Annotated in this window: 26 protein-coding genes and 1 pseudogene; all 27 read right to left on the bottom strand. The window is 62.7% G+C overall.

All coding sequences use genetic code 11. The features are described 5' to 3' along the window. Positions 1 to 2 precede the first annotated feature (2 nt). The 27 genes and pseudogenes from ACEN42_RS19145 to ACEN42_RS19275 all read right to left on the bottom strand — a co-directional run bounded on the left by ACEN42_RS19145 (position 3) and on the right by ACEN42_RS19275 (position 17,268). Positions 3 to 1,487 carry a phage tail sheath subtilisin-like domain-containing protein gene (locus tag ACEN42_RS19145; RefSeq protein ID WP_371882181.1) on the bottom strand — a complete coding sequence of 495 codons (1,485 nt, stop codon included), beginning with the start codon at positions 1,485 to 1,487 and terminating at the stop codon, positions 3 to 5. Beyond that, positions 1,484 to 1,669: a DUF2635 domain-containing protein gene (locus ACEN42_RS19150; protein ID WP_371882182.1), complete on the bottom strand. Its 186-nt coding sequence runs from the start codon at positions 1,667 to 1,669 to the stop codon at positions 1,484 to 1,486. Before ACEN42_RS19150 ends, ACEN42_RS19145 begins: the two co-directional genes overlap by 4 nt. Before the next feature lie 9 nt (positions 1,670 to 1,678). Beyond that, a complete protein-coding gene (locus tag ACEN42_RS19155) occupies positions 1,679 to 2,299 on the bottom strand; it encodes a hypothetical protein (protein WP_371882183.1) in 621 nt (206 codons plus the stop codon). After that, positions 2,296 to 2,736: a hypothetical protein gene (locus ACEN42_RS19160; RefSeq protein ID WP_371882184.1), complete on the bottom strand. Its 441-nt coding sequence runs from the start codon at positions 2,734 to 2,736 to the stop codon at positions 2,296 to 2,298. The genes ACEN42_RS19155 and ACEN42_RS19160 overlap by 4 nt, the downstream gene beginning before the upstream one ends. Then, entirely contained in the window at positions 2,733 to 3,077 is a 345-nt protein-coding gene (locus ACEN42_RS19165; RefSeq protein WP_371882185.1) for a phage head closure protein, read from the bottom strand. The genes ACEN42_RS19160 and ACEN42_RS19165 overlap by 4 nt, the downstream gene beginning before the upstream one ends. Beyond that, a complete protein-coding gene (locus ACEN42_RS19170; RefSeq protein ID WP_371882186.1) occupies positions 3,077 to 3,619 on the bottom strand; it encodes a head-tail connector protein in 543 nt (180 codons plus the stop codon). The genes ACEN42_RS19165 and ACEN42_RS19170 overlap by 1 nt, the downstream gene beginning before the upstream one ends. Before the next feature lie 9 nt (positions 3,620 to 3,628). Continuing rightward, a complete protein-coding gene (locus ACEN42_RS19175; RefSeq protein WP_371882187.1) occupies positions 3,629 to 3,793 on the bottom strand; it encodes a hypothetical protein in 165 nt (54 codons plus the stop codon). A gap of 66 nt (positions 3,794 to 3,859) precedes the next feature. After that, positions 3,860 to 5,107 (bottom strand): phage major capsid protein, encoded by a 1,248-nt coding sequence (locus ACEN42_RS19180; RefSeq protein ID WP_371882188.1) that lies wholly within the window; start codon positions 5,105 to 5,107, stop codon positions 3,860 to 3,862. Between the two features lie 65 nt (positions 5,108 to 5,172). Next, entirely contained in the window at positions 5,173 to 5,955 is a 783-nt protein-coding gene (locus ACEN42_RS19185; protein WP_371882189.1) for a head maturation protease, ClpP-related, read from the bottom strand. Continuing rightward, positions 5,921 to 7,213, bottom strand: coding sequence for a phage portal protein (locus tag ACEN42_RS19190; protein ID WP_371882190.1), 1,293 nt, complete (start codon positions 7,211 to 7,213; stop codon positions 5,921 to 5,923). Before ACEN42_RS19190 ends, ACEN42_RS19185 begins: the two co-directional genes overlap by 35 nt. Further along, entirely contained in the window at positions 7,210 to 8,910 is a 1,701-nt protein-coding gene (locus tag ACEN42_RS19195; protein WP_371882191.1) for a terminase large subunit, read from the bottom strand. The genes ACEN42_RS19190 and ACEN42_RS19195 overlap by 4 nt, the downstream gene beginning before the upstream one ends. Before the next feature lie 6 nt (positions 8,911 to 8,916). Further along, the gene (locus tag ACEN42_RS19200) at positions 8,917 to 9,396 is read right to left on the bottom strand and encodes a phage terminase small subunit P27 family (RefSeq protein WP_371882192.1); all 480 of its coding nucleotides are present in this window, start codon (positions 9,394 to 9,396) and stop codon (positions 8,917 to 8,919) included. Between the two features lie 152 nt (positions 9,397 to 9,548). After that, positions 9,549 to 10,184, bottom strand: a complete 636-nt coding sequence (locus tag ACEN42_RS19205) for an HNH endonuclease (protein ID WP_371882193.1) — start codon at positions 10,182 to 10,184, stop codon at positions 9,549 to 9,551. Between the two features lie 65 nt (positions 10,185 to 10,249). Further along, a complete protein-coding gene (locus tag ACEN42_RS19210; RefSeq protein WP_371882194.1) occupies positions 10,250 to 10,615 on the bottom strand; it encodes an HNH endonuclease in 366 nt (121 codons plus the stop codon). Beyond that, the gene (locus tag ACEN42_RS19215) at positions 10,615 to 10,740 is read right to left on the bottom strand and encodes a hypothetical protein (RefSeq protein WP_371882195.1); all 126 of its coding nucleotides are present in this window, start codon (positions 10,738 to 10,740) and stop codon (positions 10,615 to 10,617) included. The genes ACEN42_RS19210 and ACEN42_RS19215 overlap by 1 nt, the downstream gene beginning before the upstream one ends. Before the next feature lie 217 nt (positions 10,741 to 10,957). Further along, positions 10,958 to 11,410, bottom strand: a complete 453-nt coding sequence (locus ACEN42_RS19220) for a hypothetical protein (RefSeq protein ID WP_371882196.1) — start codon at positions 11,408 to 11,410, stop codon at positions 10,958 to 10,960. Between the two features lie 86 nt (positions 11,411 to 11,496). Beyond that, positions 11,497 to 11,853, bottom strand: coding sequence for a phage protein NinX family protein (locus ACEN42_RS19225; RefSeq protein WP_371882197.1), 357 nt, complete (start codon positions 11,851 to 11,853; stop codon positions 11,497 to 11,499). A gap of 547 nt (positions 11,854 to 12,400) precedes the next feature. Next, positions 12,401 to 12,766: pseudogene (locus ACEN42_RS19230) on the bottom strand (hypothetical protein); the annotation flags it as partial. A 32-nt stretch (positions 12,767 to 12,798) separates the two neighbouring features. Then, entirely contained in the window at positions 12,799 to 13,062 is a 264-nt protein-coding gene (locus ACEN42_RS19235) for a hypothetical protein (RefSeq protein WP_371882198.1), read from the bottom strand. Then, complete coding sequence (locus tag ACEN42_RS19240) at positions 13,059 to 13,430, bottom strand: DUF4406 domain-containing protein (RefSeq protein WP_371882199.1); 372 nt, start codon at positions 13,428 to 13,430, stop codon at positions 13,059 to 13,061. Before ACEN42_RS19240 ends, ACEN42_RS19235 begins: the two co-directional genes overlap by 4 nt. Beyond that, on the bottom strand, positions 13,427 to 13,834 hold the full coding sequence (locus ACEN42_RS19245; protein ID WP_371882200.1) for a hypothetical protein: 408 nt from the start codon (positions 13,832 to 13,834) through the stop codon (positions 13,427 to 13,429). The genes ACEN42_RS19240 and ACEN42_RS19245 overlap by 4 nt, the downstream gene beginning before the upstream one ends. Continuing rightward, positions 13,834 to 14,172 carry a DUF1064 domain-containing protein gene (locus tag ACEN42_RS19250; RefSeq protein ID WP_374191197.1) on the bottom strand — a complete coding sequence of 113 codons (339 nt, stop codon included), beginning with the start codon at positions 14,170 to 14,172 and terminating at the stop codon, positions 13,834 to 13,836. Before ACEN42_RS19250 ends, ACEN42_RS19245 begins: the two co-directional genes overlap by 1 nt. A gap of 233 nt (positions 14,173 to 14,405) precedes the next feature. After that, entirely contained in the window at positions 14,406 to 15,581 is a 1,176-nt protein-coding gene (locus ACEN42_RS19255) for a replication protein (RefSeq protein WP_371882202.1), read from the bottom strand. Positions 15,582 to 15,588: 7 nt separating this feature from the next. Next, complete coding sequence (locus ACEN42_RS19260) at positions 15,589 to 16,287, bottom strand: phage antirepressor KilAC domain-containing protein (protein WP_371882203.1); 699 nt, start codon at positions 16,285 to 16,287, stop codon at positions 15,589 to 15,591. A gap of 8 nt (positions 16,288 to 16,295) precedes the next feature. Then, positions 16,296 to 16,472 (bottom strand): hypothetical protein, encoded by a 177-nt coding sequence (locus tag ACEN42_RS19265; RefSeq protein ID WP_371882204.1) that lies wholly within the window; start codon positions 16,470 to 16,472, stop codon positions 16,296 to 16,298. Between the two features lie 2 nt (positions 16,473 to 16,474). Next, positions 16,475 to 17,005: a phage regulatory CII family protein gene (locus ACEN42_RS19270; protein ID WP_371882205.1), complete on the bottom strand. Its 531-nt coding sequence runs from the start codon at positions 17,003 to 17,005 to the stop codon at positions 16,475 to 16,477. After that, positions 17,002 to 17,268: a hypothetical protein gene (locus ACEN42_RS19275; protein WP_106856077.1), complete on the bottom strand. Its 267-nt coding sequence runs from the start codon at positions 17,266 to 17,268 to the stop codon at positions 17,002 to 17,004. Before ACEN42_RS19275 ends, ACEN42_RS19270 begins: the two co-directional genes overlap by 4 nt. Between the last annotated feature and the right edge of the window lie 32 nt (positions 17,269 to 17,300).

Consider the following 17,300-nt stretch of genomic DNA (forward strand, 5'->3'; position numbering starts at 1 on the left):
CCTTAATACTGAAGGCGGAACTGCGCCAGGACGGCGAAGACGCGCAACTGGTTGACGAGATCCGGCGGGAACAGAACGTCGAGCCGGTTCGGGTCGTCGGCATTGCGCTCAACGATCAGGTTTTCGGCGAATGCCTTGGCGTTTTCGACCAGACCTTCGTCTTCCATCTGCGCATACACCGATGCGAGCTCGCCGCGGATCACGCTCGGCGTCACGATGGCGGCACCGGCGCCGAAGCGCGTGCCGTCATCGGCCAGCTTGTGACGCGGGTACTTCGTCGTGATCACGCTGCGCAGGCGGCGGATGATCGCCGCAAGCTGGTGCATCGTCTCGCTGTCGAGATACGACGGGTCAGTCTGCCCCCAGAGGTTCTTCTGGTAAGTCGTGATCGCACGCTCGATACGCACGACGCCGCCCGACACGTAGCTCGTCGCGATGCCCGAATTAAGCAGCGTCTGACGCTCGGTCTGTATGAAGCGGTTGCTCGCCGGTGCCGCCGTGATGCCGGTCAGTTCGCCGGTCTGCGTCGGCCGCGCCGGGTCCGCTGCGATGAACACCGCATTGCGCGCGCCGAACGCGGCCGCGTATTCCCAGACGGGATTCGGCAGCAGCGTCGACATGTCAGCGACCGTCATGTGCTGGTCATTGCGCGCGACGCCGGCCGCCTGAAGCGCCGAGAACGTGCCCCGAAGCGCGCTGTACACGTGGCCGTAGATCTGCCGGTTCCACGCCCACCGGCCGGTCGTGTCGTTCATCGCCGTGCGGAACAGGTCGAGCGTCGTCGTGTCCGCGTACGGCTGGATGATGAAGTCGTATTCGTCGTCGCCCATCGCCGCGATCGCGGACGTCAGCGACGGCGTCGCGGTGCCGCCGTTCATCGCCGTGACGGAGACAGACAGGCCCGCCGGCGTCGATTCGTTGCCGGCGGCGCCCTGCATGTTCATCTGCAGCAGCAGGTCGTTGCCAAGCGCGCCCTTGTGCCGCGCGGTCAACGCCACCGTGCCAGTCGATGCGGCCGCCGTCACGGGCAGGTCGGTATTCGCATTGATCGCCGCCGCAAGCGCGGTCGCGAGCGTCGCCGCAGTGTCGGCCGCAGCAACAGCGACCTGCACGCGTTCCGCGCCGATATATGCGCTCAGCGTGCCCGCCGCAGTCGCAGTGCCGGTGATGGCGAACGAGCCCGTCGCGGCAACGCCTGCGCCCGGATCATCTAGCGCGATACACCATACTTCGCCGGACGTGTCGCCCTCGCGATACTTCGCGTGCATGCGCGCGAGCATCGAGCCAACGCCGAACAGCGTCTTGGCTTGATCGGTTCGCGACACGAGCTGCGGAACGTTCGCGACGCCGGTGCCGGCGGCCAACTTCTGGCCGATCAGCAGCGTGCGAAGCGACTGCGAGAAATAGCCAGCCTGGCTGTTGTCGAACTCCGCATAGAAGAACGGGACTCGATTGTTGGCCGGAACGCTTTGGAATGGCACGCTCATTGTTTGGTCCCTTTCTTCACGGGTTGCGGTTCGCCGTCATCGGCGGTCACTTCGGTCACGTCGCCGTCTTCGATGCGGCGCAGCCAGTAGACATTCGGCTCGACCTCTCGGCCTTCTTCGGGCAAATAGCCCCCCTTCTCCGGGTCGGGCACTTGCCGACCGGATACCGGTTTGATACGCATGGGTTGCTCCTATGTTTGCGGGAGGTCGATGTTTGCGCCTGTTTCGGCGCGGCCGTCCGGCCCGGGAGAACCGCCTTCGTAGGCGTTCGGGTCGTCTGGAAAATCTTCTTGCGGATGGTTCGGGTCTGCGGGATCGATCGCGTCGACTTTCACGTTCAGGCCGTTGAGCGTCGGCAGTTCGTTGTCACGCACCCACTTCCACGTGTCCTCGTACGCGATGTCGTAGAGAGCCTTGAATTCGAATTGGTAATAGAGCCGCGCGCGATCCATCTGCAGCAACGACCCGCCGTCATATTCGATCTGGTCGTAATCCTCGCCCGGCTCCCAGCCGACCAACGTCTGAAAGAGAATCTTTCGGATGTCGTGAACGCTCGTGATCGCGCCTTGCCCGCGCTCGTCCGCGACGTTGCTCAGCACGACGACCACGGCGAACGAATCCTCGACCGTCTGCCGATAGCTGTTGCTGCTCTGCTGCTGGTCCGGATTCTCGTCGAGCGGCACGACGTACGCGGCCGGCACCGGGAGGTTTGCGGCCTCCGGAAGAATCTTGAACTGCGCCGCGCCCGCGACGCGCTGCGCGAAGATCGGCGCGCGCGCACGGAGATGTTCGATAACTGCTTCGAGATTCATCGCGGGATCAGCGCGTCTTTCAGCGCAGCCTTGATTGCGTTTTCCGAAACCTCGCGCCGCTTGTCGAGCGCCTCGGTCATATAGTTCTTGCGCGGTTCAATGCGCCACCCACTCCCCTCTTCGCCCGCCGTGCGACGCACGCCATACCAGAGGAACGCGGGGTAAAAATCCTTGCCCATCTCAGGCGTCTTCTGCGGCGCGATCCGTACGAGGAAGCCCGACCGGCTCACCTTCGATTTGATGCTGCGCCACAAGGTGCCGCTGTCACGGCCCGGATATTCGCCAGGCTCGGACACCGCACGCCGCGCGACGAGTCGCCGCGCCTCCTTCTGGATGTCGCGCCCGCGCGCGCGCATCACCTTGCGGATCTTCTTCTTGTCGAAGTCGATCCTGGAATGCCCTGTCCACCCGACGTGGACTTCGACGCCGTCGCTCATATCGCACCCAGCAATTCCGCATCGATTGCAACGCGATCACGTCGACCTTCAAGCGCGATCGTGCGCTTCACGCGATAGCGCTCGCCGCGGTATTCGACGACGTGCTCCGCAGTGACAGACGACTCTGTGACTTGGCTCGACCGTCGCACCGTGAATCGATGCGTCACGGACTGCTCAAGCTGCTTCGAGCCGAAGAAGATTCCGCTCGAGACGGGCTCGACCTTCGCCCAGATGCGCATGCCGTCGTCGAACGTCTGCTCGATCCCGAATCCGGAATCGGGTACGTCCAGCCAGCGCCGCACCGTGACGCGCTTGTCGAACTCGTTGATGTCGGTCGCCATCACAACTCCGGCGATGCGTATCGCTCGATCAGCCCTTCGATGAAGCGGCCCGGCGCTTGAAAGCGCTGGTTTGTCGTCGAGGCCTCGCGATTCTCATAGAGTCCGCCGATCTGAATCTTCATCCACGCGACGATGGACTTCGGCATGTTGCTCACATCGAACGCGCCGCACTTGAACGTCACAACGACGTCCGTGCCGCGCGGCCACGTGCTCACCGGCATCAGGAATGCGCCGGACATGAGCCGGTACTGATCCGCCGCCAGTGTCGCTAGCGCTCCGGTGTCGTCCTTATAGGCGACGCTCGTCACCTCGGTGACGTCCTTCCAGAGGCGCAGCTTCCCGCACGGGAAGGCATCGCCGCGCGATTCGCAGGTTTGCAGCAACAGTGGGCGCTGGAGTTCCTTCTCTGCAGTCTCGCGCGCCGCGACGATGAAGCCGGAGATCTCGTCGTCATCGTCGGCGCCGTCGACGCGCAGATGCAGCTTCGCCTCTTCGAGACTGATTGCCTCGGTGGACGGCGGAACGGTGACGAACAGTTGCACAGCGGCTCCTTATTTGAGCGATTCGGCGTACTTCACTGCGGCGGCTTCGTCGTCGATGACGCCCGCGGCCTTCGCTGCCTTCAGCGTGTCGGCGTCGAGCGCAACAACGTCGTTCGGCTCGCCGTGCTCGCACGCGACCAGCACGCGAACCTTCGTGGTTTTGGCTTCTGCCATGATGCGATCCTCAGTTCATTGGAAAGAGAGCGGCCCACGCGGGCCGCTCTGCGCGATCAACCTGGCTTAGGTCGCCGAGTTCTGATACAGCTTGACCGCGCCGCCTACGTCGATCAGGTTGCCGCCTTGGCGGTTGAACGCCACGAAGCCCACCTGGCCGTTCAGCGTGAACGCCGAGTCGGTCATACGGAACATCGTGAGATCCATCACCTCGCGCACGATGTACTTGCTGAAGTCGCCGAATGCGATCGACTTCGCGTTCGCGGCCATCGCGGGCATTTCCTGCGCGATCGTGATCGGACGACCGAGCAGACGATCCGGCGCGCCGCCGGGATTGCCTTGCTCGTAGCCCGGCACGAAGATCGGACGGCCTTGCGTGTCCTTGATCTTGCGCAGCACCTTGAGCGACGAGTCCGCCATCAGGTATCCCGCGTTCGCGCGATAGATCGGATCGACGCTGTGTTCGAGGTCGATCAGGTCGTCATAGATGATGGTGGTCGTCTGGCCCGTCGTGCCCGTCTTGCCAACCGTCGCGGCCGTGACCAGACCCGTCGGCTGACCCGAGCCCGTGCCGGTCGTGAAGTGGGCAGCGGTGATGCGACCGATACGCAGCGCGAGCAGCGCCTGAATGTAGCCTTCCAGGTCGAACATGCTGTCCTGAATCAGCTCGAACGGCAGCGCGATCTTCTTCGACGAATATTTGTACACGTCGAGCGTCTTGTTGCCGAACGTCGTGTCGAGCGCGGTCACGGCTGCATTCTGGCCGACGATTTCGCCCTGCTCTGCCGTGGCATCCGCCGTCGGGAAGTTCATCTGCGCACCGGTGCCGGTCTGCAGCGTGGTCGCCACCGAGCGAATGCCGCCAAATGCCTTCATCGCCTGCGTGAGCTGGCGGAAGTACTCGGTCGCCACCGTGTAGCCGCCTTCGCCCGGCGTCGTCGTGGACATCGCGTTCCGGATGTCGCCGACCGCTTGACGAGCCTGCAGGCGTGCGAGGTCTTCCTGCGCCAGCGCGTTCATGCCGCCGCTCAGGTATGCGCGCAGCGCGCGCGACTCGTCGCCGTGGGCGCCCGGCGTGCGGGTGAACTGATTCACCAGCCCTTCCGTGTTGCCGTTGAGCGCGTTCGCGGCGATCTTCTGCAGGTAGTCTTCGTTCCGCTTGATCTCGGCGTTGACGCGGTCGAGTTCGGCCATGCCATCGGCATAGGCCTTGTCCTGATCCGCGCCCCACTTATCGCCTTGATGGTTTTCCATCAGGTTGGCGATGTTCTTCGCGAGTGCGTCACGGCGCTCCCGCAGTTGCTGGATGCTCATATCCTCTCCTGTTGAGAATGAAAAAAGCCGCCTCACGGGCGGCTTGTATCGAACGCGGGAGCGCGTCAGATTCGTTGCTGAAGGTCCAATCGACGTTTCATAGCCGCAAAATCGGGCGCGACGCGCGGAGGTTCGAGCGGCGTTTCGGGCTCGTTCACGACCGGCGGCGTTGCAGGCGGCTCGACGTTCGCGCGCGGCGCACCGGGTGCCGGCGGGTTCGCATAGGCGCCGAGGTTCCACGCCGACGCTTGCGCCTTTTCTGCCGGTTGCGCGACGCGATCGGCGAAGCCATTCGAGAGCGCCTCTTCCGAGTTGAACCACGTCTCGGCGGCCATCCACCCAGCGATTTCCTCGGCATCCTTGCCGGTGCGCTTCGCGTACGTGTTCACCAACGACGAGTCGATCTTGTCGAGCAGATCCGCCTGGCCGCGCATGTCGTCGGCATTCCCGACGCCGATCGTCCACGCCTTGTGGATCATGAAGAACCCACCTTCCGCGATCTCGATCTCGTCGGCCGCCATCGCGAGGAAGCTCGCCGCGCTCGCCGCGAGCCCGTCGATGTGCGCAACCACGCGCGCCGAGTGACCGCGAATCGCGGCCTCCATCGCACGCGCGCCGAAGACGTCGCCGCCCGGCGAGTTGATGCGCAGATGGATTGTCCCCGCGGTGATGCCGGCCAGTTCCTTCACGAAGGAAGTCGCTGAGACGCCGCCCCAGTAATCGTCGGAGACGATCACGTCATACAGATACAGCGTGACTTCGTCGCCCTCGGTGCTGGCCTCGATGCCGAAGCGCCGCGGCGCCTGTCGGTTCTCATTCAGCAGCTGGAGGATTCGGTTCTGGCGCATTCGTTGCCCCGGTGTTTAGCGTGTCGCCGCCATCTACAGGCGGCAGGTTTTCCATGCGGCGAACCTCATTGACCGTCAGCCAGCCCGGCTCACCGGCGCGACCGAGACCAACTCGATAGCCATCGTTGCGCGTCTTGAAGTCGCCGCGCTCGAGCGTCGCCGCGTTGAACTCGACGAAGTTTCTGGCCGTCTTGAATAGCTTCCGATTGAATTCCTGCTCAATCTTGACCAGATGGCGCTGCAACGTGTACTTCACGAAGCCGATACCCATCTGCTCGACACCGCTGCCCCAGCTCGTCGTCTTGTCGGTCTGCCCGATCATGAACGGCGGAACGCCGAAGATCCGCGCGACGTCCTCGATGCTGAACTTCCGGTTGTCCAGAAGCTGCGCATCCTGCGGCGAGATGCTGATCTCCTTCACGTCCATGCCGTTTGGCAGGACAACCGGAGCCGTCGTGTTCTTCGCGCCGGAGTAGCGCTCAGCCCACTGGCCGCGCAGCTTATCGATCTGCTCGCCGTTCAGCTTGTCGCCGGACTTGAGCACGAGATCGGGACGCAAGCCCTGATCGATCATCGTCTCTGCCTGCTCGCCGCCGGCCAGCGCGATCGATGCCGGCTGCCGCAGCACGTGACGGATCTGCGAGAGGCCGCGTAGACCGTTGAAGCCCGGTCCCGGAACGTGAATCACGTCGTCCTGGTCGAGCGCGATCACGCCTTCAGGCGTCGAGAACAGGTACGCGCGACGCTCAGGAGACGCGCGAATCACGTCCACGCACAGCGGATGCATCGGCTCCAGCCACTTCACGTCCGGCGAATAAGGCGACACGCGGTGGATGCGCATGAACAGATCGCCTTCGAGCAGCAGAGACTGCGCGCCGAACTCCCAGCCGACGGGCGCCGACCACGCCGGATGCATCTGCTCATTGAGCAACCACCAGAGCGGCGGACGATATTTCTTCCGGCTGTCGCCGTCCGTCTGATACGTTTCCAGCGTCAGGCTTGCCAGCGCGCCGCCGATGAGCGACACGCACGCGTAGACGGCGGACACGCTCATTGCGCTGCGCTCGCTGATCGCGCGGCCTGCGCCGACGCGTCCTGTCAGCCATGCATAGGCTTCGGTGCCCGGCGTGATGCCGGAAACGGGCACCGAGTTCGCCGGCCCCTGAGCGCGAGCGGCTTCCCGCTCCGCACGCCACGACGTCAGGATCACCGATCCCGGCGTGCGCACGCGCTGCTCGTTGTACCAGGGCTGAGTCATAGGGCGATGATTTCCGGGTCCGCTTCAGGTTGTTTGTTCAATACGCGGCCGATCGCCATGATCAGCGAGACCGCTCCGTCAATCTTGTTGTCGTCGCCCTGCTTAATCGGGCGCACGATGTCGTCGTTGCCCGGCAGGTGCTTGCCGACCACGTTGCCGATACACCAGGTCATGATCGGGTTTCCGTCGTGATGGAACCGCCCGGACGTGATCGCCGCCTCAAGCTCCTTCATCGGGTCCGACATGTTCGTGTAGTTCTGCGTGATCGTGACTGGCGTCAGCCCCTCGTCGTCGAGCTGGTGCGAAAGGTTCGTCGCACCGTGAGGATCGAGCGGAACCTCTTCGACGGGGCACAGCTTGTTGGCGTCTTTCGCTTCCTCGAGGATCTCGCGATAGTCGATCTCCGCACCGTCCGTCGCGCGCAAGTGCCCGCTATTGACCCACGCCTGAAACCGCTCAGCCATGCGCCGATTCTCGGAATTGTTGACCGTATCCTCGGGCACCCAGAAGCGCGGCGCTACGCTGTAGTAGTGCTGCCGTCCGTCGATGTCGCGCCAGAAGAGCCGCGCCATACTGTTCATATCGAGCTTTCGCGCGAGGTCGAGGCCCAGTACGCACGACTGCCCTTCGAATTGCTCGATCGTGAGCGTCGGATCAGCGCAGTTCTTCCAGTCTTCAAGGTTGAAGTAGCCCGCCTTCGCCGACGTCCAGACGTTCAAATGCTTCGTCTTGAACGTGTTCGTGAAGCGCGCCGACTTGATCGCGCGTTGCTGCTGGCTCTCCAGATACTCCTGATAGACCGAGATGCCGATGTTCGGGTTGGCCTTCGCCAACACGCGCGGGTCGGTCCAATCGTCGCCTTCGTCGATGGTCCAGATCCAGCCGAATAGCTCGTCGTCGGGCACCGTGCCCTCGAGCATTTCTATCGTCTGGCGCCGCTTGTCATAGCACGGCCCCTCGATGTTCGCGCCGGCCGTCGTGATGATGAACATCAGCGGCTGGCGACGCGCGCCCATGCCGGTTAGCATCGTCTCGTACAGCGCAGAACTGTCGTGCTCGTGATACTCGTCGACAATCGCACACGACGGCGAGGAACCATCACCGGGATTGCCGATCAGCGGCTCGAAGCGGCTGCCGTCTTCCGGCTTGTTCAGGTTAGAGGCGTTCACCTCAATGCCGGCGGCCTCAATGAGAAGCGGCGAGCGCTTCACCATCAGCCGCGCGGGCCGGAACACTTCCCACGCCTGTTTCTCGGTCGTCGCGCCCGCATATACCTCGGCGCCGAACTCGTCGTCGAGCACGAACATGCCGATGCCGACACCAGCGGCGATCACCGACTTGCCGTTCTTGCGGGGCACTTCCCAGTAGCTTTCGCGGAACCGGCGCTTGCCGGTGCGCTTGTTCACCCACCCGAAGGTGCACATCAAGCCGAATTTCTGCCACGGCTCAAGCGTGACGAGCTGGCGCTTGAACGCCCACTCGCCCTTCGTGTGCGGCATGAGTTCGATCAGCGCGAGCTTCTTCTCAGCCGCGACCGCGTCGAACTTCCACCGGTAATCTTTCTTGCGGCTCGCCGCGAGGTCGTCGAGATGCCGCTGGCAAGCGAGCAGCACGAGCCGGCCCGCCGGCCGCTTGCCGCGCACGACGTCGCGCGCGAACTGGAGCCCTTGCTCCACGCGCGGATACGTTGTTGCCATGAGGGTTTAGCTGCCGAGCAGCGCACCGAAAGGGTTGTCGGTCTTCTTCTTGCCGCCGCCCATTAGGCGCTGTCGGCTCGACGGGTCCAGTCCGAGCATCGCGCCGAACGTCGCAATCTGCGACGCGGACTCTTTCACCACCGTCGCGGCCGGGTTCTTCGTCGGGCCGCCCTGCGCGCCGAGCACGACAGGGCCGTTGCGCACGAGGTCCGCCTGCGCGACGCGCCAATTGCCGTAGGCCGAGCAGAACAACTCGACGATATGCAGATCGGTCATCTGCAGGATCTTCTGCGAACACAGAAGCGGCACGACCCGCTCCCACATGTCGCGCGCCTCGGCGACGATCCACTCAGGCGCATCGATGTTCTCGACCAACCCAAAGTCAGGTTCGTCCTTATTGAGTGCTCGCTTGCCCGGATTGCCGGCCAATTCCTTTTTGGCCGTGGGCTTGGCGCGGCGTCCGGAGCGGCCCGGAACTCCGGCCATTTTTCTCTCCGTTTGCGGCGATTTTCCGCCGGTTTGGCGTTGTAACTTTTACTCGCCGCCGAACCTCCGGCCGGCGAAACCCGAATTTCATTTTTCGCGGTTGTGAAAATTCGGCTGGGCGGACGGTCCCAAGGCCTTCCGCGCCAGACTTTTCAGGCCCCCGGGGCGGCGAAGTCGATAATGCCAACGCTCGACCGCGTCTTGCTCCGCGGCCCCGATCTACCGAGGCGCGGCATCAGCGCGTCATGCACGGACCAACCCTTCTTCAGCCTCGCCTCGATGGCTGCCCTGCTGATGCCCAGATACCTAGACCAATCAGCTAGGCACATCGTCATTCCTCGGCTAGACAGCAACCGACCGCGTTGCTTGCACGTGCGGCGCATCTTGTCGAGGCCGCGCTTCACATTGCATGCCGGGCAAGATGCAACCAGGTTGTCGATGCGGTTGTCATCAACAATCGCATTGAGATGGTCGACGTGCATGTCTGCCCACGTGACGCGCTTGGCGCACCAATGGCAGTCGAACGGTCCTTCGCCGTGATGCGCATGGTAGACCGCCCGATGCTCGTACACCCGAGGCTGGCCGCCGGCCAAGCTATGATGCGGCGCATACAGAAGCTGATAGCCAGCTGTGTGTGCGGTGAGGCGCGGAGGCACAACGCGCGGCAGCAACTGCAAACGACCATTACGCCGCAGCCGGTAGTAGTGCATCTCGCAATATTTTGCGCTGGCACTGCGCGAGCGCTTCCCGCACCCTTCCACGGTGCATATACAATTGCTCTCAGTCACGGGGAACTCCAGACAGTTTCCAATGGCAAGAAGCCCGGTAGCGCGTCAACGCTTACCGGGCTTCGTCATTTCTTAAGTCTTTCTCGTGCGGTCTTTGCTTTGTGGCAATCGCGATTGATCGCACTCAGGTTTGACAGATCGTCTGTGCCGCCGTGAGCTTTGGCTATCACGTGGTCGACCTCAGTCGCGACTCTTACGCGCCCGAGGCGGCGACACTCCGCGCACCGGCAGATTCCTGAATCCCTTCGCAGCACAATCTCTCTGAGACGCTGCCATTGATTGCCGTATCCACGCGCATGACGATTGCCGCGCACGGCGTCGGGCTTCCACTTCACCTCGTCGCCCTGGTGCTTCTCGCAATAGTTGTCGTTGCCCGAAACCAGAGCGCCGCATCCTCGATGCTTGCAAGGCCTCTTCGGTCGAGCAGGCATCAGTCGTCGCCTCGCGCGAACAGACCAGACGTGTCATCGAGCGCGCGGGAAAAGATCCATGCGGCACGAGCCCACATGTTCAGCCAAATGCTGATGCCTTCGAACACGTCGTCGACGTCGAACATGGTTCGTCCAGATAGGGTGAGAACACAGCCGCAGCTTCCGGGAATGGGGATTCGCACAGGCGAGCGGAACGGGATGCGCTCTCATCCGCGCTCGCTGCCCCGTATGTGACGCCGGGTTCCAGCCCTGAGCAGTGAGCGCGGATCAGAACGCAAAAAACCCGCCGGCTTTCGCGAGGCGGGTTCTATTTCGGCTAGAGTCAGCTCTAGCACCACGGCGTCAATATACCCAAGCTTCACGCGGTTTACAAGCAGAAATTGATACCGCCATTTCCAGCGGCACCACCGGAGCCACCTTGATCAGGCCGCGCCTCGTGAGCATCGGCAGTAGCGCCTCTTTCGCCTCCTGATACGTCTCGTGCCGATCGCCAGCCCGCCCGGTGCTCCAGACACTGTGCCCGCATTCTTTGTTGCGCATGCTCGCGTGAATGGCCGCGCGCTGCTGCCATGACAGAGCATCGACACACACATCGACCTGCTCGGAGCGCATCTTCCACGCCCGTGCGTCAGCTAGCTCAGCCTTCTCTCGTGCTGTTAGATACCTATCGCTGCTTCGGTAGTCGCGGCATGTAGGATCGCATCTCGGCGTGCCGAGCGCCGGGCGATAGCCGTCTTGCCAACGGTGCCACTCGCGGAGCAAATCTTCAATCTGCTCGCTCTGATCATGATCCATCCTATTTCCCCATTCCATATTTAGGACCACTACATTCTACTTCATTCGTCTAAGCTAAACAATTGTTTCTTAAGACATTTGTCCGTTTACTCACGCTGCTCGACCTCATATCCGAACGCTTCCGCGACCCTCAGCCTGCAGATCGCGACTTTCGGCGATTCGTCGACCATGATCCCGTAGAAGTCCGGGTTCATCTGCGATTCGGCGAGCCATTCGAGCTTGCCGTCCTCGCGCACGCGCGGGTAGGTCACATAGCGCTGACGCTCAGCGATCGGCGCGGCAATGTGCCAGTTGTCGGACGGCTGATACTGGATGTAGCCGACGGAATGCACATCGACTTGGCACCAGTCCATGCCGCATGCGCGCTTCACTTCGGCCTGCAGGCCTTCGGCGCGAGCCGTCCAGTAGTCCAGCCATGCGCCCGAGAGTTGAGCGACGTTCATTGCAGCCACCGGCTCTGAGCGTAGGCCGACAACCCCATGAAACAGATTCCGGCCCACACGAACACGAAGACGATGGCTTGTGCGTCGGGCGTCATTTGGTCACCTTCGAGGGCTGAACAGGAGCGGACCAGTCGCGGCGCTTTACGCCCATTACGGCGAAGTACGGATCGAAGTTGTCGGGAAGCAAGTTCATGTTGTTATCTCTCGTAGGTCTATCTCTGCCATGCCGCTCGCGAGGAACGGCGCCAAAGTTTTTGGGTTGTCTTCTACGTACGCCCGCGTTCGGTACACGCCTGGTTCAATCCACGCATCGTCGAGAATCGGTATCCCTGCGCGCCGATTCTCGGGAATCCATGCATCAACCCAGACAAACGGTCTCGTCGCGCTCTGTACTCCCGGAAGTGCCAGCCGATACACGCTCGTTTCGAGCATCTGCGTCAGTTGGAACCGCTCCATCGCGTACCGCTTCCCGTTGCGGCCGCGCGGCGTGCGCCAGCCCGTATGCGTCGGAATTCGAATCAAGCACCGCACCCTCTTCCTCCTTCAAACCCATCTTTCGAGCGCGCACGGGCATCCAGCGCGCATATGCCAAGTCCCACACTCGAAACTTCCATTCGCGCGCCGCCGAGCCCTGATCGATCCATGCGTGGCACGCCTGGCAGCCGGGCACCGTGAATTCGTGCTTCGCCTTGATGCCCATGCCTTTCCCGTGACGCGATTGATTCGAATGGCATGGCACGACCGTGCAGCGGCCGATGCATACGCCGAGCACGCGCAGGTAGCACGGCTCGCCCGCGCACGCCGCCAGATACTTGGAGCCCTCTGCGATCGTCAGCTTCTTCACGCGCGTCTTTATCGCCGAGCGGCGCAGCGACGTCGCGCGATCGGCCGTCTTGAACGGCGAGCGCTTCATCGGCGTCTTGCTCACGAGCGGCTTGTGGCGCTTCACTGCTCGCCCTCCAGAAGACAGGCACCTTTGAAGGCACGAGCAACGGCGTCCGCTGCCGAGCAGCCTGCGCTGTCTTTCCACCAGCCGTCGACCAGATAGCAGCCGTCCGGATGATTGACGCGGAGATACCAATCGTCAGTCGCCTTATCTTTCGTGACCCAGATGAAGTAATCGCGCCAGTAGCCAGAGACGTTGTCCGGTTCTTCAGCGAACATGTTTCCGGCCGCCTTCAGGCGCTGAATCGGCGTGCGCTTGCTCACGCGGCCTCCGCTTCGTCGAGCAGCTCAATAACGGCGTCCTGCGATATGACCGGCATGTCGCCAGCCAGGCCGACGATGTGCCGGGCCTGCATCACGCGCAGACCGAGCCCGCGAGCGAGCGTGTGCTCGACGTTCGCGCCGTCCGACTGCTCCCAGCCAGGCAACAGTGCGATGCCATCGCAGTCGACGAGGAGTTTGATGTCAGCTCGCATGGCCTTGAGCCACGTCGGGTTCGGGCCGACGTCGATCTCTGCCGGATTGACGATCTCGAAACCCATCGCGCGCAGGCGCGCCGCCTCGGCGTGGAATGCCGGGAAGTTCAGGTCGGGATAGCCGCTCATCGGGCCCGCCAGATAGACGCGCTTCATGCTGCAATCCTCCCGACGCGGCACATGGCCTGCATGCCGGCGACCAACGCCGCGAGAGACGGCGAGGTCGGCACCGAAATCTCCCTGCTGCGCTGGCTCAGCTCTGCGGACGATGGAAACGATTTGCCAGACCAGCGATACACGACCGGGGGCTGCCCGCCGATGGACTGGCGGCTCTTCCCGACTCGCTCGACGTATCCATGCGCTTCGAGCGCGACGAAGACGTTCTTCAGGATGTCGCGGGATACCTGAAGGTCTTCGACGACAGCGCGCAGCGTCGCGTGCCGCCGGCGTTTCAGGGCTTCGAGCACTAGGCGCTGATTAAGCGGCATCGGCTTCGGGGTTCGCTTCTTCGGCGCGCGCTTGCTCAGGTCCTGCCGCGCGTAGTTTTCAGTGCATCGCATCAGATTTCCTCCACTTCCCATCCACCGGCGCCGCGCTTCTTCGGGAACGCCACCTTGAACACGAACGGATACTTGTCCGCCGCCACCTTCATCTTCACTTTCGCGTCGTCGCTGAAAATCGCGCGCGCGCCCTTCACGTCGTGCATTTCCAGTTGGCCGCTCGACGACATCACCGCGTAGTCGACGGTCAGGAACGTCTTCGGAGCGAGCTTCAGCTTGATTCCCTCGAACAGGTACCAGAGGATCTCGCCGGCCTGCTTCTGCTGTTCGAGGTGCGCTTCGTAGCGGCGCTCGGTCGCGTTCTGCTCACCGTCGCGCAGCCGCCCGAGCGCATGCAGTGCCGTCTTCGCTGCCTCGCGCGGTGCCGCCGTCTTGCGCGCCGCCGGAGCGAGCGATACGACCGGCTCAGCGCACGAGGCGATGTCGTCGAATCCGCTGTTCGGCTTCGCGCCGTGGATCTCGCCGAGCTTCTTCTGCGCGTAGCCGGGAATGCCGCGTTCCTCGCGCACGGTCGCCGTGCCGACGTTCTTCGTGCCGGCCGCGACGTGCATCGGCCAGGGTGCGGAGCGCTTCACTGTTCCTCCTGCTTTTCGATTGCAGCCCGCACCCGCGCGGCGATAGCCGGAACCGGCTCCTCGTCGTCGAATGCGATGCCCATTTCCTTCGCCTTGGCCTTGATGCCGCTGGCGGACTTGTCCCAGTCTTCGGCGTGCACGCGCGTTCCGTCCGGATTGCGCTTGATCGCCATGCGGCCGCGCACATCGCCGTAGCCTTTCGGGCTGATGAGGTAGTCGAATCCCGCGTGCGGCGGCAGTTCTACCTTGTCGCGCACGGCCGGGAAATAGCGCTTCCACGCCTCCGGATCGGCCGCGAGCTTGCCGAGGAACGCCCGGATTGCGCCGGCGCGCGCCTCGACGAATGCCACCTCGTCCACAGTGCCGACTCGCTCCCCGAGCGCCTCATTGAAGGCTCGGATCACGGCAAGTTCGGCATCGCTGTACGCGCTCTGAATCTCGTCCATCCATCCGCCAGCGTTCAGCCATGAAGCGGCGTACGGGATGAACTGCGGGTTCGCCCACTGCTCCGAAGTCATGGCCTGCTCCAATCCGGCCATCAGGGCCGTCATGAGCTGCTCGTCCGGATTGAGCTTGGCGAAGGCTTTCTCAGCCTTGGCCTTCGATTTCTTACGCGGGTACGCCGCCCAGAAAATCTCAAAGCGTTCGCGAAGCGAGCGCGAAAGGTTTTCTTTTGGAGTTGTCTTTTGGTCTTTTCTTTTGGAGTTGTCTTTTGTATTGCCTGTTTCGGGAATAGCACCATTCCCGTTTTGGGAACCCTCATCTCCTGTTTCAGGAATACTGCTATTCCTGTTTTGGGAACCCCAAAGCACATCAACGTCGACTTTCGCCTTGCCAGACCACTGTCCGAACGACTTATTGATCGATAGGCAGGCAGCGTGCTTGCCTGGCGTCTTCAGCACGACGCGCATCTCGACCAGATCAGAGATCGTTTGCGACACGTGCTGCGGAAGCACGCCAGTCTTACCTTGGAACTGCGTCAGGCTGATCTCATCGGCCTTCTTGTTGTAGCCGTACGTCTGGCGCAACAGGACCATCAGCACCTTGTAGTGGCGCTTGCCAAGGTCCGCGAGCGCGAGCGCTTCGAGGATGCCGTGAGCAATGCGCGTGAATCCATCCTCGACCTGGACGGCGCGCTGCTCGGGCATGTGGATGACGTCAGCGAGTGCCATTGCCGTCTCAGTGCAGATCCGCGCCGCGCATCTTCTGCGCGATCTCGGTGAGGCCCTTGGCGGTCACGAGAACCTGCGTGGTGACCTTTTCCGACCCGTCATTGCGATGGACGGTCGTGATCTTGTGTTCGAGCACGCCCCGCTGCAGCTTGTCCTGATAGGCGGTCCACGTCGCGCCGCCGGGGCGGCGATAGATCCAGCCGTTCGATTGCATCCACTCGAACACGCGCTTCGGCTGTTCCTGCAAGTTCTTTGCGGCATCCGTGATGCACATCGCGCCCTGCGCGAGCGTCAAACGATTGAGCGCTTCGACCTTCGGCGCCGCAGCGGCGACCTCTTTCTGCAAGCGGTCACGATCTTCCGCGAGATCCGCCGCCAGACGCAGCGCTTCGGACATGGTCTGCGGGATGGCGAACGCGCCGGCCGCTGCCTGCTGCTCCAACTGCTGCCAGCGATCAACGAGACGAGCCGTGAACTGCGGCGAGAGCTGCGCGACGATCACATAGCTGTCTCGCTTGCCCACGCGATACTCGACCACGCGCTGCCCGAGATGGTTTTTAACTTCCTCAGTCTGAGGAAGTTGAATCACGCCTTGATGTGCCAAATTCTCGATGGTCCGCTTCACGTTGTCGTGACGCGATTCGAGCAACTCGGCAATCTCGCGGCTCGACATCATCGGCGCGCCCGGCATCGTCAATTCGTTCATGGATGACCTCACAGGTCGTTGTCGTGACCGCACGGCAGAGAGCCGTCGGAGCGTTGCGGTGCGCCGCATCCGATGCAGACCTTCGGCTCTTCAGCCGCGACCTTGCGTTCTTGGTATTCGGCGGTGAGCGGGCCGTCGAAGAAACGACCCGTCGTGATGAGGTTGGGGAAGGCGGGGATGTACATGCTTACCCCACCATGCCGCGCAGGCGACCGCATACAGTGAAGAGGACTTGGGCGTGCTTGAACATGCTTCGCTCCACGCGATCAACCTCGTCGGACTTGACGCGGCCGTCCTCAAGCGTCTTGCAGATCTCGCGGCCGACTTCGCCGTGCGTGGCCCACGCTTCGCCCATCAATTCAACGATCGCGGCATCCGAGCAGTTCTCGACGACGGGCATCTTCACCAGCGCATAGCCGCGCTCGCGGGCCCACGCTTCCAGCACGCGGTCGTCGTCGGCCATTTCCGTAATCTGCACGGCGTTCATCAGCGTCGCCTGGTGCGTCTCGGTGTTCGGATTGACCTTGCTGCGAAGGACTGCCGCCGACATGCCGAGCCGCGGCGCAAGAGACTCACAACCGCCTTTGTAGGCGTGCGCAACGGCGTGAAGGGTGTCGAGAATGTTCACTTGAATCTCCGAACGAACGTATTTGCTAAGGGTTGTTACCGATACAGTTGCATCAACAAAACAAAACAACGGGAACTTCTGTGGACTCAATCGACCTCTTCCATCCCTACACCGGCGACGAGCGAAAGCCGCGCTTTGTGTAATCTGGCTACGTGATCCCGGCCATACACCCGGATGAGCACGAGCTCGCGGACGAACTCTGAAATCCCCATTCCAGCGTCTGTCGCAATCCGCTCCAGCTCATCCCGGGTGTCCTCGTCGACCTTGGTTCTCACTTCCGCCGTCAGCTTTCCCAGCGGACTTGAGAACCCAGTTCTCCCTCGTGCCATGCCGTCACCTATTCGCTTGTCCACTCGTCGGGCCTCGCATCAATGGCCGCTTCGGC

It is taken from the genome of Caballeronia sp. S22 (assembly GCF_964261745.1).
GTDB classification, from domain to species: Bacteria; Pseudomonadota; Gammaproteobacteria; order Burkholderiales; family Burkholderiaceae; genus Caballeronia; species Caballeronia jiangsuensis.

What these genes read in the sequence shown, in the direction of transcription:
- ACEN42_RS19145 (WP_371882181.1), bottom strand. Translation starts at nt 1,487, where the DNA reads ATGAGCGTGCCATTCCAAAGCGTTCCGGCCAACAATCGAGTCCCGTTC.
- ACEN42_RS19150 (WP_371882182.1), bottom strand. Translation starts at nt 1,669, where the DNA reads ATGCGTATCAAACCGGTATCCGGTCGGCAAGTGCCCGACCCGGAGAAG.
- ACEN42_RS19155 (WP_371882183.1), bottom strand. Translation starts at nt 2,299, where the DNA reads ATGAATCTCGAAGCAGTTATCGAACATCTCCGTGCGCGCGCGCCGATC.
- ACEN42_RS19160 (WP_371882184.1), bottom strand. Translation starts at nt 2,736, where the DNA reads ATGAGCGACGGCGTCGAAGTCCACGTCGGGTGGACAGGGCATTCCAGG.
- ACEN42_RS19165 (WP_371882185.1), bottom strand. Translation starts at nt 3,077, where the DNA reads ATGGCGACCGACATCAACGAGTTCGACAAGCGCGTCACGGTGCGGCGC.
- ACEN42_RS19175 (WP_371882187.1), bottom strand. Translation starts at nt 3,793, where the DNA reads ATGGCAGAAGCCAAAACCACGAAGGTTCGCGTGCTGGTCGCGTGCGAG.
- ACEN42_RS19180 (WP_371882188.1), bottom strand. Translation starts at nt 5,107, where the DNA reads ATGAGCATCCAGCAACTGCGGGAGCGCCGTGACGCACTCGCGAAGAAC.
- ACEN42_RS19185 (WP_371882189.1), bottom strand. Translation starts at nt 5,955, where the DNA reads ATGCGCCAGAACCGAATCCTCCAGCTGCTGAATGAGAACCGACAGGCG.
- ACEN42_RS19190 (WP_371882190.1), bottom strand. Translation starts at nt 7,213, where the DNA reads ATGACTCAGCCCTGGTACAACGAGCAGCGCGTGCGCACGCCGGGATCG.
- ACEN42_RS19195 (WP_371882191.1), bottom strand. Translation starts at nt 8,910, where the DNA reads ATGGCAACAACGTATCCGCGCGTGGAGCAAGGGCTCCAGTTCGCGCGC.
- ACEN42_RS19200 (WP_371882192.1), bottom strand. Translation starts at nt 9,396, where the DNA reads ATGGCCGGAGTTCCGGGCCGCTCCGGACGCCGCGCCAAGCCCACGGCC.
- ACEN42_RS19210 (WP_371882194.1), bottom strand. Translation starts at nt 10,615, where the DNA reads ATGCCTGCTCGACCGAAGAGGCCTTGCAAGCATCGAGGATGCGGCGCT.
- ACEN42_RS19215 (WP_371882195.1), bottom strand. Translation starts at nt 10,740, where the DNA reads ATGTTCGACGTCGACGACGTGTTCGAAGGCATCAGCATTTGGCTGAAC.
- ACEN42_RS19220 (WP_371882196.1), bottom strand. Translation starts at nt 11,410, where the DNA reads ATGGATCATGATCAGAGCGAGCAGATTGAAGATTTGCTCCGCGAGTGG.
- ACEN42_RS19225 (WP_371882197.1), bottom strand. Translation starts at nt 11,853, where the DNA reads ATGAACGTCGCTCAACTCTCGGGCGCATGGCTGGACTACTGGACGGCT.
- ACEN42_RS19240 (WP_371882199.1), bottom strand. Translation starts at nt 13,430, where the DNA reads ATGAAGCGCGTCTATCTGGCGGGCCCGATGAGCGGCTATCCCGACCTG.
- ACEN42_RS19245 (WP_371882200.1), bottom strand. Translation starts at nt 13,834, where the DNA reads ATGCGATGCACTGAAAACTACGCGCGGCAGGACCTGAGCAAGCGCGCG.
- ACEN42_RS19255 (WP_371882202.1), bottom strand. Translation starts at nt 15,581, where the DNA reads ATGGCACTCGCTGACGTCATCCACATGCCCGAGCAGCGCGCCGTCCAG.
- ACEN42_RS19260 (WP_371882203.1), bottom strand. Translation starts at nt 16,287, where the DNA reads ATGAACGAATTGACGATGCCGGGCGCGCCGATGATGTCGAGCCGCGAG.
- ACEN42_RS19265 (WP_371882204.1), bottom strand. Translation starts at nt 16,472, where the DNA reads ATGTACATCCCCGCCTTCCCCAACCTCATCACGACGGGTCGTTTCTTC.